General features: G+C 70.4%; 15 protein-coding genes. 12 read left to right on the top strand and 3 right to left on the bottom strand.

From position 1 onward, the window contains the following. Nucleotide 1: 1 nt before the first annotated feature. The 3 genes from CSX12_RS02320 to CSX12_RS02330 all read left to right on the top strand — a co-directional run bounded on the left by CSX12_RS02320 (nucleotide 2) and on the right by CSX12_RS02330 (nucleotide 3,587). Nucleotides 2-1,432: a GH1 family beta-glucosidase gene (locus tag CSX12_RS02320; RefSeq protein WP_206427131.1), complete on the top strand. Its 1,431-nt coding sequence runs from the start codon at nucleotides 2-4 to the stop codon at nucleotides 1,430-1,432. Nucleotides 1,433-1,553: 121 nt separating this feature from the next. Beyond that, the gene (locus tag CSX12_RS02325; protein WP_124896789.1) at nucleotides 1,554-2,549 is read left to right on the top strand and encodes a LacI family DNA-binding transcriptional regulator; all 996 of its coding nucleotides are present in this window, start codon (nucleotides 1,554-1,556) and stop codon (nucleotides 2,547-2,549) included. Nucleotides 2,550-2,900: 351 nt separating this feature from the next. Next, the gene (locus CSX12_RS02330) at nucleotides 2,901-3,587 is read left to right on the top strand and encodes a TetR family transcriptional regulator (protein ID WP_241160545.1); all 687 of its coding nucleotides are present in this window, start codon (nucleotides 2,901-2,903) and stop codon (nucleotides 3,585-3,587) included. A 258-nt stretch (nucleotides 3,588-3,845) separates the two neighbouring features. On the opposite strand, the gene CSX12_RS02335 is transcribed toward CSX12_RS02330, so the two are convergent. After that, entirely contained in the window at nucleotides 3,846-4,484 is a 639-nt protein-coding gene (locus CSX12_RS02335) for a GntR family transcriptional regulator (protein ID WP_017204264.1), read from the bottom strand. Nucleotides 4,485-4,657: 173 nt separating this feature from the next. Between CSX12_RS02335 and CSX12_RS02340 the strand changes: the two genes are divergently transcribed. From CSX12_RS02340 to CSX12_RS02360, 5 genes are read left to right on the top strand one after another with little or no spacing between them, the layout of a single operon-like run. Next, on the top strand, nucleotides 4,658-5,935 hold the full coding sequence (locus CSX12_RS02340) for an NRAMP family divalent metal transporter (protein WP_017204265.1): 1,278 nt from the start codon (nucleotides 4,658-4,660) through the stop codon (nucleotides 5,933-5,935). A 4-nt stretch (nucleotides 5,936-5,939) separates the two neighbouring features. Beyond that, on the top strand, nucleotides 5,940-6,704 hold the full coding sequence (locus tag CSX12_RS02345) for a 5-oxoprolinase subunit PxpA (RefSeq protein ID WP_124894713.1): 765 nt from the start codon (nucleotides 5,940-5,942) through the stop codon (nucleotides 6,702-6,704). 1 nt (nucleotide 6,705) lies between these two features. Next, a complete protein-coding gene (locus CSX12_RS02350; protein ID WP_124894714.1) occupies nucleotides 6,706-7,506 on the top strand; it encodes a putative hydro-lyase in 801 nt (266 codons plus the stop codon). Next, nucleotides 7,506-9,095 carry an urea amidolyase family protein gene (locus tag CSX12_RS02355; RefSeq protein ID WP_124894715.1) on the top strand — a complete coding sequence of 530 codons (1,590 nt, stop codon included), beginning with the start codon at nucleotides 7,506-7,508 and terminating at the stop codon, nucleotides 9,093-9,095. Before CSX12_RS02350 ends, CSX12_RS02355 begins: the two co-directional genes overlap by 1 nt. Then, on the top strand, nucleotides 9,092-10,804 hold the full coding sequence (locus CSX12_RS02360; protein ID WP_124894716.1) for a biotin carboxylase N-terminal domain-containing protein: 1,713 nt from the start codon (nucleotides 9,092-9,094) through the stop codon (nucleotides 10,802-10,804). Before CSX12_RS02355 ends, CSX12_RS02360 begins: the two co-directional genes overlap by 4 nt. Before the next feature lie 83 nt (nucleotides 10,805-10,887). Here the strand turns inward: CSX12_RS02360 and CSX12_RS02365 are convergent, their stop codons facing one another. Both CSX12_RS02365 and CSX12_RS02370 read right to left on the bottom strand, forming a co-directional pair. After that, entirely contained in the window at nucleotides 10,888-12,243 is a 1,356-nt protein-coding gene (locus tag CSX12_RS02365) for a solute carrier family 23 protein (RefSeq protein ID WP_124894717.1), read from the bottom strand. A 193-nt stretch (nucleotides 12,244-12,436) separates the two neighbouring features. After that, a complete protein-coding gene (locus tag CSX12_RS02370; RefSeq protein WP_017204272.1) occupies nucleotides 12,437-13,315 on the bottom strand; it encodes a phosphoribosylaminoimidazolesuccinocarboxamide synthase in 879 nt (292 codons plus the stop codon). An 87-nt stretch (nucleotides 13,316-13,402) separates the two neighbouring features. Here CSX12_RS02370 and CSX12_RS02375 point away from each other — a divergent pair, with 87 nt between their 5' ends. The 4 genes from CSX12_RS02375 (at nucleotide 13,403) to CSX12_RS02390 (ending at nucleotide 16,887) form a co-directional block, all read left to right on the top strand. Then, a complete protein-coding gene (locus tag CSX12_RS02375; protein ID WP_124894718.1) occupies nucleotides 13,403-13,951 on the top strand; it encodes a GNAT family N-acetyltransferase in 549 nt (182 codons plus the stop codon). Between the two features lie 47 nt (nucleotides 13,952-13,998). Beyond that, complete coding sequence (locus CSX12_RS02380) at nucleotides 13,999-14,646, top strand: helix-turn-helix transcriptional regulator (protein ID WP_241160546.1); 648 nt, start codon at nucleotides 13,999-14,001, stop codon at nucleotides 14,644-14,646. Then, complete coding sequence (locus tag CSX12_RS02385; RefSeq protein ID WP_277425109.1) at nucleotides 14,643-16,223, top strand: MFS transporter; 1,581 nt, start codon at nucleotides 14,643-14,645, stop codon at nucleotides 16,221-16,223. Before CSX12_RS02380 ends, CSX12_RS02385 begins: the two co-directional genes overlap by 4 nt. A 124-nt stretch (nucleotides 16,224-16,347) precedes the next feature. Next, complete coding sequence (locus CSX12_RS02390) at nucleotides 16,348-16,887, top strand: GNAT family N-acetyltransferase (protein ID WP_124894719.1); 540 nt, start codon at nucleotides 16,348-16,350, stop codon at nucleotides 16,885-16,887. The last annotated feature ends 88 nt before the right edge of the window (nucleotides 16,888-16,975 follow it).

Consider the following 16,975-nt stretch of genomic DNA (forward strand, 5'->3'; position numbering starts at 1 on the left):
TATGACCCGCCCCTTCCCCGAGAACTTCCTCTTCGGCGCCGCGACGGCCGCCTACCAGATCGAGGGGGCGGCGTTCGAGGACGGCCGCACCGCGTCGATCTGGGATGCGTTCGCCCGGGTGCCCGGCGCCGTGATCGGCGGGGATGACGGCGATGTCGCGTGCGACCACTATCACCGGTATCCGCAGGACGTCGCGCTCATGAAGGAGCTCGGGCTGCAGACGTACCGCTTCTCGACCTCGTGGTCGCGGGTGCGTCCGGACGGGGGAGCGGTCAACGCGGCCGGCGTCGACTTCTACCAGCGCCTGGTCGACGAGCTCCTCGCCGCCGACATCCTCCCCTGGCTGACGCTGTATCACTGGGACATGCCGCAGGCGCTGCAGGAGCGCGGTGGATGGACGGACCGCGACACGGTCGACCGCTTCCTCGAGTACGCGGGCACCATGCACGATGCGCTCGGCGACCGGGTGAACGTGTGGACCACGCTGAACGAGCCGTGGTGCTCGTCGTTCCTCTCCTACACAGGAGGGGAACACGCCCCTGGCCACACCAGCATCGCGGAGGGGCTGCTCGCCTCGCATCACCTGCTGCTCGCCCATGGCGCGACCGTGCAGGAGCTGCGCGGACGTGACGCCTCCCTCAACCTCGGCATCACGCTGAACCACACGGTCGCCGATCCCGCCGATCCGCAGAACTCGGCAGACAGCGACGCCGCCCGGCGCGTGGACGGGCAGTTCAACCGCTGGTTCCTCGACCCGATCTACCGCGGCAGCTACCCGGCCGACATCGTGGAGGACATCCGCGCGGTGGACGCCGACGCCGTCGCGCAGTTCGAGGCGGCCGTCCGCGACGGCGACCTCGAACTGATCTCGCAGCACATCGACACCCAGGGCGTGAACTACTACCACGGCGACCTCGTGTCCGGTACGGCTCCGGCAGACGCCCCCGTCTCGGGCGGACCCGCGACCGCCCGCCCTGTGCGGAGTCCGTACCCGTCGAACGAGGGCATCCACGCCGTCGAGCGAGGACTGCCGCGCACCGCGCAGAACTGGGAGGTGCAGCCCGAGGGGCTCACCCGCCTGCTGCAGCGCGTCTGGACGGAGTACGCCGAACCGGCAGGCACCGTCCTCTCCATGACGGAGAACGGCGCGGCCTACGACGACGTCGTGGTGGTCGAGGACGGCGAGAAGCGGGTGCACGACGCCGACCGCACGGAGTTCCTGCGACTGCACCTCGGCGCGGTGCTGGACGCCGTCGACGCGGGCGTGGACGTGCGCGGCTACTTCTACTGGTCGCTGTTCGACAACTTCGAGTGGGCCTGGGGATACGACAAGCGGTTCGGCATCGTGCGCGTGGACTACGACACCCAGGAGCGGACGGTCAAGGACTCCGGCAGCGAGTACTCGCGGATCATCGCGGCGCGCGCGCTCTGATCCGCGGTTCCGGTCGGACGGAGGGCTCCGTCGACCGGACACGACGACGACTCCGCGATTCGATCGCGACCCGAGCCGCGCCGACCGGTGAGAATGGGGCGATGGAAGAGTGCGTACGTTGATGTCGCCCCGAGCGACCATCGAAGAGGTGGCATCGGCCGCGGGAGTCTCGCGGTCGACGGTGTCGCGCGTCGTGAACGGCTCGACCGCGGTGAGCCCGGAGGCCCTTGCCGCGGTGCGCGCCGCGATCGACGAGCTGAACTACGTCCCCAACCGGGCGGCGCGCTCGCTGGCGTCGCGGCAGACGCATGCGATCGCCCTCATCGTCCCGGAGGACACCACGCGCTTCTTCGGCGATCCGTTCTTCGCGGCGATCGTCGCGGGCATCACGGGCGCGCTGGGGGGATCGGACTACCTTCTCAACCTGCTCATCGCGAGCGACGATCCCGGCGACAAGATGACCAGCTTCGTGCGCAACGGCGGTGTGGACGGGGCGCTGATCGTGTCGCATCACACCAGCGACGCGTTCATCGACCGGATCGCCGATGCGGTGCCGGTCGTGTACGGCGGTCGACCTGTGCGGCGGCACGAAGGCGACTACGTCGTCGACGTCGACAATGTGACCGGCGCCCGCAACGCCACCCGTCGGCTGATCGAGATCGGTCGCACGCGCATCGCGACGATCTCCGGGCCGCTCACGATGGTGGCCTCGGAGGATCGCGTGCAGGGGTTCCGGGACGCCCTGGCCGAGGCCGGTCTCACTCCGTACGCGGAGGAGGAGGGCGACTACAGCGAGGCCAGCGGCGCCGAGGCCGCGCGACGTCTGCTCGACGGCGGACGTCCGGATGCGATCTTCATCGCGAGCGACCTGATGGCACGGGGAGCCATGACGGCCCTGCGCGCCGCCGGCGTCCGCGTGCCCGAAGACATCGCGGTGGTCGGCTTCGACGACTCCTCGGTCGCCCTCACGACGGACCCGCCCCTGACCACCATGCGCCAGCCGATGTATGCGCAGGGCGAGGCCATGGCGCAGGTGCTGCTGTCCCGCCTCGCCGGCGAGGATCCGCCCATGACCACGATCCTGCCGACCGAGCTCGTGGTCCGCGCGTCCGCCTGACCCTCTCGCTGGGACCGCCCGTCCGGCCCCCTGACCCTCTCGCTGGGACCGCCCGTCCGGCCCCTGACCCTGGGGTGAACACGGGCGCGCCCCTGGCGCCCCCTCCGGGCCAGGGACGCACCCGTGCGTCTGTGCTGCACAACTTCGGAGTTCCGCACCGACGCGCCGGGCGCCCGGGCGGATGCTGCGGCGTGTCGCCTCCAGTCTCCGAAGTTGTGCGGGGTTGAGCGCGTCAGCCGAGATCAAGAGTCGCGCAGAAGGTCATAGGTTGAACAGGCGTTCAGTAAGTAATCTATAGGGCAGGGGGCGATCGGGGAAAACGAGCGGTGGAGTCGGGAGAGGTGGATGCCCATGGCGCGCTCCGACGAGCACAACCGCCTGGCCCGGGAACGCGCGAGGGAGCGGATCCTCCAGGCGGCGATCGAGGTCTTCGCCGAACGAGGCGTCGCCGGTGCCAGCATCGCGGGGATCACCGAGAGAGCCGGCGTCGCCCAGGGGCTGGTGAACTACCACTTCGGCGGCAAGGAACAGCTGGTCGCGGCCGTCATCGATCGGTGGTTCGAGACCGTGCTCGGGTTCGCCCGGGTCGAGGGGACTCCCGACGAGATGCTGGCTGCGGTGATCGACGGGGCGCTCACGGCCACGGCGTATGCCATCCCGCTGCAGCGGGCGGTCCTCGCGATGCAGCAGCAGCCGGCGACGCATCGGCTGTTCGCCGAGTCCGAGGCGCGGCACGAAGCGGGAGCGACCGCGGCCGAGGATGCGGTGCGGGATCTGTTCCGCGCGCGCGGCGCCGCGGACCCCGCGCTGGAGGAGATCATGCTCCGGAGCACCATCGAGGGAGTGTTCGTGAAGTCGGCCGTCTTCGGCGACACCTATCCCCTCGAGGACGCACGGCGCTGGCTCCATCGCCGCTACGGGCTGCCGGAACCCCGCGCGGCCATCGCCCCGCCGGCTCCGCTCCGCGACGGCGAGCCGCGTCCCCGCGCCACGGCGGCGCTGCGCTCCGAGGGTCCGGTCGCCGGTTCGTCCGCCTGACTCCGTTCGCACAGCCGGACCCGGTCGACAGCGACCGGATCCGGCTGATCGGAGGAAGCTCCGGCGGAGGATGTCCTCGACCGGAGAGCCGGGCGACTCTGTGCCGCGGATCCCGCCGAAGTCCGCTCACGGTAAGCACGCCGTCCATGCGGCGGCAAGCGATCTCACGGCTCGTTCACAGATTTCTGTACTCAGGTCAACAATCACCAGGGCATGACTGGTCGAAAGGGTGAGCCGGTTTTCGCTGATGGTGCGGGGTCAGGCGTGACCCATGCGGGCGAAAGCACCCAGCACGCTGCGCTCCGAGGCGGTGAGGTAGCGCTCGAGCTCCTCGGCCGCGGCGTCGGGTCCCCGTTCGAGCAGCGCTTCGAGGACGGCGCGGTTGCGGCGGACGAAGGGCTCGTGCAGCGAACGGGGGTCGTCGATCTCGAGGAACACCAGCCGCAGCTCGGCGGCCACGTCGCGGTAGGTCCTGGCGAGACGGGCGCTGTCCGCCAGGGCGACGATCGCGTCGTGGAAGGCCATGTTCGCGCTGCCGACCCGCTGCCAGTCCTCGCGCGGGAGCTGCTCCTCGGACTCGGCGAGCGCGTCGCGCATCCGCTGCACCGCCGGGTGCTGCGGCTCGGACTGGCGCAGCGCCGTGCACTCGATGACCCGCCGGGCGCGGTAGATGTCGATCACGTCGGCGATGGTGGGCGAGGCGACCGAGACGCCGCGGTGGGGGATGTGCTCGACGAGTCCCTGTTCGGCCAGGACGCGGAACGCCTCGCGGAGCGTGTTGCGCGACACGTCGAACTGCTCGGCGAGGGCCGATTCCGACAGGCGGGATCCCGGCGCGAAATCCCCGTCGATGATCCGCTGACGAAGCACGTCGGCGAGCACGCCCTGCTGGTTCATGCCTTCATCGTAGGCGGGCGTCCGCCGGATCGTCTGCGCGGGAGGCGAGGATGCACACACGAAAGCAACGGCGTTGTAGCACGGGCGTAACATTATTGTTGAACAATCGGGTTGTATCCGTTCTACACTGGGGGTCACCCGACACCCACCAACGACGATGGGAATCCCCCTCCATGTCTGAACAGTCCACTGCCTCCCTCTCGCCGGAGGACGAAGCCCGCGTCTCCGTCGCCAAGAAGCGCGCAGGCCGCAGCGCCGTCATCGGCGCCATCTTCCTCATGGCCACCAGCGCCATCGGCCCGGGGTTCATCACGCAGACGGCGACCTTCACCGCCACGATGGGGGCGGCCTTCGCCTTCGCGATCCTCGTGTCGATCCTCGTCGACATCGCCGTGCAGCTGAACATCTGGCGCATGATCACCTCCTCCGGCAAGCGCGCGGGCGAGCTCGCCAACAGCGCCATCCCCTACTCCGGACATGTGATCGCGGTGCTCGTCGTCATCGGCGGCCTGGCGTTCAACATCGGCAACATCGCCGGCGGTGGCCTCGGCCTGAACGCCCTGCTCGGCATCGACCCGAAGCTCGGCGGCGTCCTCACCGGCGTCCTCGCGATCATCATCTTCCTGATCAAGAAGGCGGGCCGCGTGATGGACATCGTGCTCGTCGTCCTCGGTCTGGGCATGATCGTGATGACGCTGATCGTGGCCTTCGTCGCCCAGCCGCCGATCGGGGAGGCCCTGCGTCAGACCTTCGTCCCGGACGAGCTGAACTTCGCCACCATCACGACCATCGTCGGTGGCACCGTGGGCGGGTACATCACCTACTCCGGTGCGCACCGTTACCTCGACTCCGGGCACACCGGGCCGCAGCAGGCCGGTCCCGTGATGCGCGCGGCTGCGAACGGCATCCTCGTCACGGGCATCATGCGCTACGTCCTGTTCCTCGCGATTCTCGGAGTCGTGGCCTCCGGCGTCACCCTCGATCTCTCCGGTCAGGGTGCGAACCCCGCGGGCCAGGCCTTCGGTGCGGTGCTCGGCGACGCCGGCCTGCGCATCTTCGGCGCGATCTTCTGGGCCGCGGCCATCAGCTCGGTCATCGGCGCCGCCTACACCTCGGCGACCTTCCTGTCGACGTTCGCGAAGCGGTTCACGGGCGGCTGGTCGCTGCAGCTCGCGACCGTGGCCTTCATCGTCGTGTCCCTGATCGTGTACCTCTCGATCGGCACCGCTCCCGCCGCGATCCTCGTCTTCGTCGGCGGGTTCAACGGCCTGATCCTGCCGATCGGACTGACGGTGTTCATGTACATCGGATGGTTCCGTCGCGACCTGCTCGGCGCCAAGAAGTACCCGCTGTGGCTGCTCATCGCCGGCACGGTCGTCACCCTGCTCACCTGGTACATGGGTGTCGTCTCGGTCGGCCCCATCTTCGCCTTCCTCGGAATCGGAGCGTGATCGCATGACCTCCATCGACCTGAACTCGGACCTCGGGGAGAACGTCCCCGATCGGGTCGTGAGCGATGACGAGAGCATGCTCCGTCTCGTCACGAGCGCGAACGTGTCCTGCGGCTTCCACGCCGGAAGCCCCGAGGGCATCCGGGAGACCCTGGCCTCCGCCGTCCGGGGCGGGGTCGTGATCGGCGCCCACCCCGGTTACCGGGACTACGAGAACTTCGGCCGGACGAAGGTCGACATCGACTCGACCACCCTGCAGGGGCACGTCGAGTATCAGCTCGGCGCTCTGCTCGGACTCGCGGCCGCGGTGGGCGGACGGGTCGCGTACGTCAAGCCGCACGGGGCGCTGTACAACACGATCGCGCGCGACGAACGGCAGTCGAAGGACGTTGTGGCGGCGATCCGCGCGATCGACCCGAGCCTGGTCCTGCTCGGTCTCGCCGGCGGGGTCGTGCTCGACGTCGCCGAGAAGGCCGGTCTCGCCGTGGCTGCCGAGGCTTTCGCCGATCGCGCCTACCAGCCCGACGGCCAGCTGGTCTCCCGCACCGAGGACGGGGCGGTGCTGCACGACCCGTCCGAGGTCGCCGAGCGCATGGTGCGCCTCGCCGCCGACGGGGTGATCCGCGCGATCGACGGCACCGATGTGCGGGTGGCGGCGCAGTCCATCTGCGTCCATGGGGACAGCCCCGGCTCGGTGGAGATGGCGGCGGAGACCAAGCGCCTGCTGCAGGCCGAGGGCATCGCGATCGCATCCTTCGTGCAGGCCTGACATGAGCGTCCTCGCCACAGCGCAGCAGCTCGCCGACGCCCGCGCCGCCCGTGCCGCCCATCGCGCGGGCAGCGCAGCGCCGACCAGCGGCGTCGCCCCCGGGCTCACCCAGGCCAATCTGATCGCCGTGCCCGCCGACTGGGCCTTCGAGACGCTGCTGTACGCGCAGCGCAATCCGAAGCCGTGCCCCGTGCTCGAGGTCATCGAGGAGGGGCAGGTCGAATCCGCGCTCGCGCCCGGCAGTGACATCCGCACCGACATCGGCCGCTACCGCATCTGGCGCGACGGCGAACTGGCCGAGGAGGTGGCCGACGCGCGCGCGGCGTGGGACGAGCACCCCGACCTGGTCGCGTTCCTGATCGGCTGCAGCTTCACCTTCGAGACCGGCCTCGTGCAGGCGGGCATCCCGATCCGGCACCAGGAGCTCGGTCGCAACGTCCCGATGTACCGCACCTCCGTCGACTGCGTCCCCGCCGGGCGGCTGCGGGGCGAGATGGTGGTGTCGATGCGGCCCATCGCCGCCGATCGGGTCGCGGACGCGGTGCAGATCTCCGGACGCACCCCCGCCGTCCACGGCGCTCCGGTGCACGTCGGCGACCCTGCCTCGTTGGGCATCGCCGACCTGTCGCGCCCGGACTTCGGGGATGCGCCCGAACTCCGCGACGGCGAGATCCCGGTCTTCTGGGCGTGCGGCGTCACCCCCCAGGCGGCGATCATGGCGTCCAAGCCGCCGTTCGCCGTCACGCACGCTCCCGGATACATGTTCATCACCGACGTCCCCGATGCGGAGTTCCTCGTCTGATGCGCATCCTCACGGCATCCGACCGGGCCCTGCTCGTCGAGGCGCACGACCTCGACGAGGCCATGCGGCTGAACCTCGCCTGGGACGGCGTGCCCGGGGTGGTCGAGCGCATCCCCGGCGCACGCACCGTGCTCGTGCGGTTCGACCCCCTGCGCACCTCCGCGTCGGAGCTCGCCGCCGTGCTCGCGGCGACCGAGATCGGCACCGGAGACCTCCCGAGCGCCGGCGAGGTGACGGTGCCGGTCCGATATGACGGGGAAGACCTCGACGAGGCCGCCTCTCTGCTGGGCGTCTCGGCGGACGAGCTCATCCGCCGACACCTGGCCGCCGACTGGCAGGTCGCCTTCTCCGGCTTCGCGCCCGGCTTCGGATACGTGGTGAGCGGGGATCCGCTGTTCGACGTGCCGCGACGATCCTCTCCGCGCACCCGCGTCCCCGCCGGTTCCGTCGCACTGGCCGGGGCCTTCACCGGGGTGTATCCGCGGGAGAGCCCCGGAGGCTGGCAGCTGATCGGTCGGACCGATGCGGCGATGTGGGACATCGACCGCGATCCGCCGGCACTCCTCTCCCCGGGGGCGCTCGTGCGCTTCACCCGCGCCGAGCGCGACGCGATCAGGGCGGGATCGGGGTCACCTTCTTCTGCGGGCGGCCCGAACCCGCGCGACGACCGGAGCGAGGCGCCCACGCCGTCCGACGATCCGCGCTCACCCGCGGTGGAGGTGGTGCGCCCCTCGCTGCAGCTGCTGGTGCAGGATGCCGGCCGCCCCGGTTACGCGGCGCTCGGCGTCTCGGCCTCCGGCGCCGCGGACAGGCAGGCGATGCGCGACGCGAACCGGGCCGTGGGCAACCGAGCCGAGGCCGCGGTGCTGGAGAGCGTCGGCGGCGCCGTCCTGCGCTTCCACGGCGAGGGTGTCGCCGTCGTCACCGGTGCCGTCGGAGACCTGCTCCTCACCGACGCCCAGGGAACCGGCCGCGACGTCGCCCCCGGCATGCCGTTCGCCACGGTCGACGGCGACGAGCTCACCCTCGGCCACCCGAGCCACGGACTCCGCTACGTCATCGGCGTCCGCGGCGGCATCGCCGCCGCACCCGCGCTCGACAGCCGCGCAGCCGACACCCTCGCCGGGCTGGGGCCGGCCGCGCTCGCCGCCGGCGACGCGGTCGCGATCGGCGCCGACGCCCCGCACTCCGTCGAACCGCTCCCGGTGCCGCGCGCCCTCCCGGCTCCCGGCGACCTGGTCGACCTGGAGATCACGCTCGGCCCCCGGGACGACTGGTTCACGCCCGCTGCGCTCGACGCGCTCACGACGCAGGAGTGGACCATCACGCCGCGCTCCGACCGCGTCGGCATCCGGCTCCACGGCGACGTGCCGCTGGAACGATCCCGCTCGGGAGAGCTGCCCAGCGAAGGGGCGGTCACCGGGGCGATCCAGGTTCCGCCGGACGGGCAGCCCGTGCTCTTCCTCCCCGACCATCCCCTCACCGGCGGCTACCCGATCATCGGAGCCGTCACCGATCGCAGCCTCGACCTCGCGGGCCAGCTCCCGCCCGGGGCGCGGATCCGCTTCGTCCTCAAGGAGTCCTCATGACCAAGGTGCTCATCGCCAACCGCGGCGAGATCGCGGTGCGCATCGTCCGCGCCTGCGCCGAAGCCGGATACACCTCCGTGGCGGTGTACGCCGATCAGGACGCGGATGCCCTGCACGTGCGCCTGGCGGATGAGGCTGTGGGACTGGACGGAGACACCGCCGCCGCCACGTACCTGTCCGTCGAGACGCTGCTCGACGCCGCGGCCCGGTCCGGCGCCGACGCCGTGCATCCGGGATACGGCTTCCTGTCCGAGAGCGCAGCGTTCGCCCGTGCGGTCGAGGACGCGGGGCTCGTCTGGATCGGCCCCTCGCCCGAGAGCATCGACGCACTGGGGGACAAGATGACCGCGCGCCAGATCGCCCAGCGCGTCGGGGCTCCTCTCGCCGCGGGCACCGACGAGCCGCTGTCCGGCCCTGCGGAGGCGGTGGCCTTCGCCGAGGAGCACGGACTGCCGATCGCCATCAAGGCGGCGTTCGGCGGTGGCGGACGCGGCCTGAAGGTGGTGCGCGAGCTGTCCGACGTCGCCGAGGCCTTCGACGCGGCCACCCGGGAGGCGGTCGCCGCGTTCGGCCGGGGCGAGTGCTTCGTGGAGCGCTTCCTGGAGAGTCCGCGGCACATCGAGGTCCAGGTGCTCGGCGACGGGGCCGGCGGCGTCGTCGTGGTCGGCGACCGCGACTGCTCGCTGCAGCGCCGCAACCAGAAGCTCATCGAGGAGGCACCGGCCCCCGGCTTGACGGCGGAGCAGCGTGCGCGCTTCCACGACGCTGCGCGGTCGATCTGCGCCGAGGTGCAGTACCGCGGGGCGGGGACCGTGGAGTTCCTGCTCGCCGCCGACGGCACGATCTCCTTCCTCGAGGTGAACACCCGTCTGCAGGTCGAGCACCCGATCACCGAGGCCGTGACCGGAACGGATCTCGTGCGCGAGCAGTTCCGCATCGCGTTCGGCGAAGGCCCGTCGTTCACCGACACACCGGAGCCCGCCGGGCACGCCTTCGAGTTCCGGATCAACGCCGAGGACCCCGGGCGCGGATTCCTGCCCAGTCCCGGCCGCGTCGATCGTCTGCGCATCCCGGGAGGACCGGGTGTGCGCTGGGACAGCGGGATCGAGGAGGGCGATGTCGTGCAGCCGGCCTTCGACTCGATGATCGCCAAGCTGATCGTGCACGCCGGATCCCGGGACGACGCGCTGGTGCGGGCCCGACGCGCCCTGCGGGAACTGACCGTCGAGGGGCCGGCGACCGTCATCCCGTTCGACCTGGTCGCTCTCGACGACGAGGCGTTCGCGACCGACACGTTCGCGGTGCACACGCAGTGGATCGAGAGCACACTCCTGCCGAAGGGCGAGGTGCAGTCGCGTCCGGCCGCGGTCCCGGATGCCGCGCTGCAGCGGTTCCCCGTCGAGATCGACGGTCGTCGCGTCATGCTCGGTCTGCCGGTGGCGCTGCTCGCGGGATTCGCCGCGTCCGGGAAACCTGCAAACGCGGCACCCGCTGCAGATCCGTCCGAGTTGCGCGCGCCCGTGCCCGGAACGCTGGTGCGCTGGCTGGCCGATGAGGGTGCGAGTGTCGCCGAGGGCGATCCGGTGGCGGTGCTCGACGCCATGAAGATGGAGACGACCGTGACCGCGCACCGCGCCGGCACCCTGTCGCAGCGTGTCGCCCTCGCCGCCGCGGTCTCCGCCGACGCGGTCCTCGCCACCATCGCCTGACTTAGGCCGGGCTCCCCGCCCCGGACCCCCGGCCCCGCACGCACGCCGGAGTGCGGGACACGGGAGTGCGGGTGGGGTGAGGACTACTCGGGGTCGCCGCCGAGGGGGCCGACGGGCTCGAGGGGACGCGGGTCGTCGGCGCCGGTCTTGCGGGCGCGGGCGATCAGGTTGCCCAGGTGATAGATGAGAAGGGCCGCGACCGTGCCGAGCACGATGCCGCCGAAGGCGAAGTCGCCCAGCTGCATCGAGAACCCGGCGATGCCGATCACGAGCGAGACCGCGGCGGTGTACTGGTTCACCGGGCGGGAGAAGTCCACGCGGCTGTCGACCCAGATCTTGATGCCGATGATGCCGATGAGACCGTACAGCGCCGTGGTGGCACCGCCGAGCACGCCCGCCGGGATCGAGTTGAACACTTCGCCGACCTTGGGGGAGAACGCCAGCAGGATCGCGAACAGTCCGGCGACCCAGTACACGGCTGTCGAGTAGACGCGGGTCGCCGCCATGACGCCGATGTTCTCGCCGTAGGTCGTGGTGCCGGACCCGCCGAAGCCGCCGGCGACGGTCGTGGCGACGCCGTCGGCGATGAGCGCCCGTCCGGTGTGCTTGTTGATCGAGGGATCCTCGGTCATGGTCGCGACGCCGCGCACGTGACCCACGTTCTCCGCGATCAGCACCAGCACGACCGGCAGGAACATCGCGATGGTCGACCAGGTGTTCGGCTCGACGAAGTCCGGGAACTGGAAGTGCGGCAGCCCGATCCACGGGGCGTCGGAGATCAGCTCGGCCGGCGTCTTGCCCCCGCGGAGCTCATTGGGAACGTCGAACGAACCGGCGAAGGCCGCGTAGATGAAGCCGACCGCGACGCCGAGGAAGATCGAGATGCGGCCGAGGAAGCCTCGGAAGAGGACGGCGAAGAGGATGATCGCGACGAGGGTGATCGTCGCGGTGATCGGGTCGAGGGCGAAGTTGCTCCACGCGGTCGGGGCCAGGTTGAACCCGATGAGGGCGACGATCGCTCCCGCGACCACGGGAGGCATCAGCGCGTCCACCCAGCGCAGCCCGGCGAACTGCACGACGAGTCCCACGACCACGAGGAGCAGGCCGACCGCGACGACGCCCGCCAGTGCGGAGCCGGTGCCGCCCGCGGCCACGGCCGCCGTGATGGGGGCGATGAAGGCGAACGACGAGCCCAGGTAGCTGGGGAGCTGGTTCTTCGTGATGAGCAGGAAGATCAGCGTGCCGAGACCGCTGAACAGCAGTGTCGTCGAGACGGGGAAGCCCGTCAGGGTCGGCACGAGGAACGTGGCGCCGAACATCGCGACGACGTGCTGAGCGCCGATCGCGATCGTCGCGGGCCAGCTCAGACGCTCTTCGGGGGCGACGACGGCGCCGGGTTCGACCGTGCGGCCGTTTCCGTGCAGCTTCCACAGGGCCATGCGGGCTCCTCAGGGTTCGGGGGATGGCAGGAGTGCCGGAGCAACACTATCGATTCCTGAGTTTTCACTGAACGATCGGCGCGGTGGAAGATGCCGTTCGGCGGCGCCTCGCCGCGTTGGAGGAGGGCCGGGACTTCGTCCATGCCGACGTGCGTCTCGTCGAGGAAGTCGGTCTGGTCGGCGCTGACGGGTGTCAGGCGCCGAGGCGCTCGATCAGCTCGCGGTAGCGGTCGGCGGTGCGCTCGACCACGTCGTCCGGGAGCAGCGGCGGCTCGCCCTGCTTGTCCCAGTTGGCGGCGAGCCAGTCGCGCACGATCTGCTTGTCGAAGCTCGCCATCCGCTCGCCGGGAGTCGTGCCGGTGCGCCAGGCCTCGGCATCCCAGTAGCGGGACGAATCGCTCGTGAGCACCTCGTCGGCCAGGCGCAGGGTTCCGTCGGCGTCCGTGCCGAACTCGAACTTGGTGTCGGCGAGGATCAGGCCCTTCTCCTCGGCGATGGCTGCGGCCTTGGCGTAGATCGCGAGGGAGGCGTCGCGCAGCTCGGCCGCGCGCTCGGCGCCGACGAGCTCGACGACACGGTCGAACGTGATGTTCTCGTCGTGCTCGCCCATCGGCGCCTTGTAGGCCGGGGTGAACAGGGGCTCGGGCAGCCGGTCGCCGTTGTTCAGTCCGGCGGGCAGCGGGATTCCGCACACCGTCCCGCTCTCCTGGTACTCGACCCATCCGGAGCCGGTGATGTAGCCGCGCACGACGCACTCGATCGGCAGCATCTCCAGCGACTGCGCGAGCATGGCGCGGTCGGCGACGACGTCGGGCAGCTCCCCCTCGGCGACGTGGTTCGGGAAGTCGGCGAGCTGCGTGAACCACCAGCGGCTGAGCCGCGTGAGCAGCGCCCCCTTGTCGGTGATGCCGGGCTCGAGCACGAAGTCGAAGGCGCTCACGCGGTCGGACGCCACGACGAGGATGCGCGTGTCTGCGGGATCCTCCGAGGCGTACAGGTCGCGGACCTTGCCGGAGTAGAGGTGTCGCCACCCGGGGATGCTCTGTGCCGTGCCTTCAGAAGGAGTGCTCACCCGCCCATTATCCCGGTTCCGGGCGGTCGCGCCCGCCGAGATGTCCGTCGCCCCCGCGCCGTCGGAGGGGGGTCCTAGCCTGTTCGCATGACCGCCGATACGCTCACGCCTCGACTGCGCCTCTCGCGACCGACGGCCGACGACCTCGAGGACCTCTTCGCGATCTCGAGCGACCCTCGGGTGTGGACGCACTACCCGAGTCTCCGGCACCGCAGGCGCGAGGAGACCGCAGCCCGGATGGCGCACTGGGAGGAGAGCTGGGAGACCGCGGGGCTGGGCTCGTGGTCGGTGCGGTTGCGCGCCACGGGCGAGCTGATCGGCAACGGCGGTTGCACGCTGCTGGGTGGCGAGGTGTGGAACCTCGGATACCGGCTGTCGGCCGATCATCACGGCAAGGGCTACGCCACCGAGCTCGCCTCGGCCGCGGTCGAACGCGCGCACGCAGTCGACCCCGCCCGTCCGGTGATCGCGTATCTCGTCGAGCACAATCGTGCCTCGGCCCGGGTGGCCGAGAAGGCGGGGCTCGCTCTCGTGCATCGGACCGCGGACGCGGGCAACCCCGATCCGTCGGTCCGGCGCCTCGTGTACGCGGACCGTCCGCTCACCGGAGCGCAGCTCGCGGCTGCCGCCGGGTAGGCAGCTGCGGGGTCTGGCCTGTCGTCGGAAAAGAGCGTATAGTCCACATGGACTATTTGAGGTGGAACATGAAGAAGGATGCCGTCGATCGACTCACTCCCATGGGAGTGATGGTTCTCGCGCTGCTGCGAGAAGGCGACATGCACCCTTACGAGATGGTGCGGCTCATGCGTGCCCGGCACGATGATCGGCTGATCACGATCACCAACGGGACGCTCTATCACACGGTCTCTCGCCTGCATCGGGCCGGACTGATCGAGGAGCTGGGGATCGATCGCGAGGGCAACCGACCCGAACGCACGACCTACACGTTGGCCGACGCAGGACGCGACGCCGTGGTCACCTGGGTGCGACGCGAACTGCCGCGCATCGACCGCCCCGCCGACTTCCGGATCGCGCTCGCCGAGGCGCACAACCTCGAGCGCGACGAGACCGTCGACCTGCTGCGCGCCCGGAGGAGCGCACTCGTCGAGGATCATGCCCGCCACCGTGACGGTCTCCGCGGGGCGCGGGAGAAGAGCGTGCCGGAGCAGGTCCTCGTCGAGATCGAGCGGCAGGAGGCCCTCCTGCACGCCGAGCTCCGCTGGCTCGACTCCCTTCTCGACCGTCTCGAAGCCCAAGCCGTGCCGTGGGGTCCCACGGCATTCCCGAACTCAGACCGCTACCGCGCTCAGCGAAAGGCCGCACAGCAATGACCGATTCCCCTCGCGACGGAGACCGCCCGCCGGTGTCCGCGCCCTCGACCTCCGGTCCGTCGACCGGCACCTACTCCGTCGGGCACAAGCCCACCAGTCCCTGGCCCGCCCTCTGGGCGCTGGTCATCGGCTTCTTCATGATCCTCGTCGACACGACGATCGTCTCGGTCGCGAACCCGGCCATCAAGGCGGCGCTCGACCCGAACACCAACAACCTCGACAACGTCGTGTGGGTCACGAGCGCCTACCTGCTCGCCTACGCCGTGCCGCTGCTGATCACCGGACGCCTGGGCGACCGCTTCGGGCCGAAGAACATCTACCTGATCGGGCTCGCGGTCTTCACGCTCGCCTCGCTCTGGTGCGGTCTGTCCGATTCGCTCGGCATGCTGATCGCCGCCCGCGCCGTGCAGGGCCTGGGTGCCGCCTTCATGACGCCGCAGACGATGGCCGTGATCACGCGCACCTTCCCGCCCGAGCGTCGGGGCGCTGCGATGGGCCTCTGGGGTGCGACGGCCGGTGTCGCGACCCTGGTCGGTCCGCTCGTCGGCGGTCTGCTCGTCGACGGCTTCGGCTGGGAGTGGATCTTCTTCGTGAACATCCCGGTCGGCATCGTCGCGTTCGTGCTCGCCTGGCGCCTGGTGCCGAAGCTCGCGACGCACCCGCACCGCTTCGACGTCGTGGGCGTGATCCTGAGCGCCGTGGCCCTGTTCCTCATCGTGTTCGGGCTGCAGGAGTGCGAGAAGTACGACTGGGGCGTGATCTGGGGTCCCGTCTCCGTGTGGAGCCTGATCATCGTCGGTCTCGTGGTGCTCGGGCTGTTCATCTTCCAGCAGGCGAAGACCCGCAGTGAACCTCTCGTCCCGCTCGAGCTCTTCCGCGATCGGAACTTCTCCGGGGCGAACGTCGCGATCGCCGCGGTCGGCTTCACGGTGACGAGCATGTCGCTGCCGATGATGTTCTTCCTGCAGACGGCCCGTGGACTCACCCCCACGCAGGCGGCGCTGCTCCTCATCCCGATGGCCGTGCTGTCCGGCGTCCTGGCTCCGGTCGCCGGAAAGATCCTGGATCGCGTCGACCCGCGCATCATCCTGATCCCGGGTCTGCTCTGCGTCGCCGGTGCGCTGGTCTGGTACTCGGCCCTGATCAACATGGACACCCCGATCTGGATGTTCCTGCTGCCCTCGGCGCTGATGGGTATCGGCAACGCGGGCATGTGGGGTCCGCTGGCCACGACGGCGACCCGCAAGCTGCCGCCGCGTCAGGCGGGCGCGGGCGCGGGCATCTACAACACGACACGGACGATCGGATCCGTCATCGGCTCGGCCTCCATCGCCGCGTTCATGCAGTCGCGGCTCGAGGCGAACCTGCCGGGGCTGTCCGATGCGCCGGCAGGCATCGGCGGAGGTTCGCTGCCCCCGCAGGTGGCCGATGGGTTCGCGGCCGGCATGGCGCAGTCGATCCTGCTGCCCGCGTGCGTGATCCTGGTCGCCCTGATCGCCTCGCTGTTCCTCGGCCGGTACGACAGGGCGGATGCTTCGGCTCCCGACGCGCGCGCCGTGCAACCGTCCGCCGAGTAGTCGCTCGGCATCACGTCGCAGATCCGCACCGGGTCGCAGGGAATCTCCGGATCCGCTGCGACCTCGGTGCGGATCTGCGCCGTCGCGGTTTGCGGACGGGCCCGGCATCTGGTCTGCTGAGGCGATGACGATCGCACTCACCCGACCGACCATCGACCTCCTCGACTCCTGGGCCTCCGCCGTGGGCGAGTTCGAGGGCGGACATGTGGACGGCGGCGGTCTGGAGGAGGGCTTCGTCCCCGACCGGGCTGCGGGCGAGGCGTTCATCGCGCGGGCCGAGCTGTATGCGACGCCCGGTGCGGAACTTCCCGATGGTCACGTCCCCTGCGACTACTTCTGGATCACCGACGACGATCAGGTGGTGGGCTTCCTCTCCTTCCGTCGCGAGCTCAACGACTATCTGCGCCGGTTCGGCGGACACATCGGCTATTCCGTGATCCCGTCCCGCCGACGCGAGGGGATCGTGCGCGAGGCTCTCCGCCTCGCGCTGCGCCGCGCCGCGGCCGAGGGGTACGACCGTGTGCTGCTCACGTGCGACGACGACAACGTCGGGTCCATCCGCACGATCGAGGGCGCTGGAGGTGTGCTCGAGGATGTGAGCGACGCCCCGGAGCCCGGGCAGCCGCAGGTGCGGCGGTACTGGATCGAGCTCGCCGAGAGCTGATCTCGAAGGCTCCGGAAGGCGGGGATCCGCACGGCCACGGGCCTCACCGGAATTCCGGTCGTCCGTCCGCGCAGGGTTAGGGTGGATG

It is taken from the genome of Microbacterium sp. Y-01, assembly GCF_003856715.1.
Taxonomy (GTDB): Bacteria; Actinomycetota; Actinomycetes; order Actinomycetales; family Microbacteriaceae; genus Microbacterium; species Microbacterium algeriense.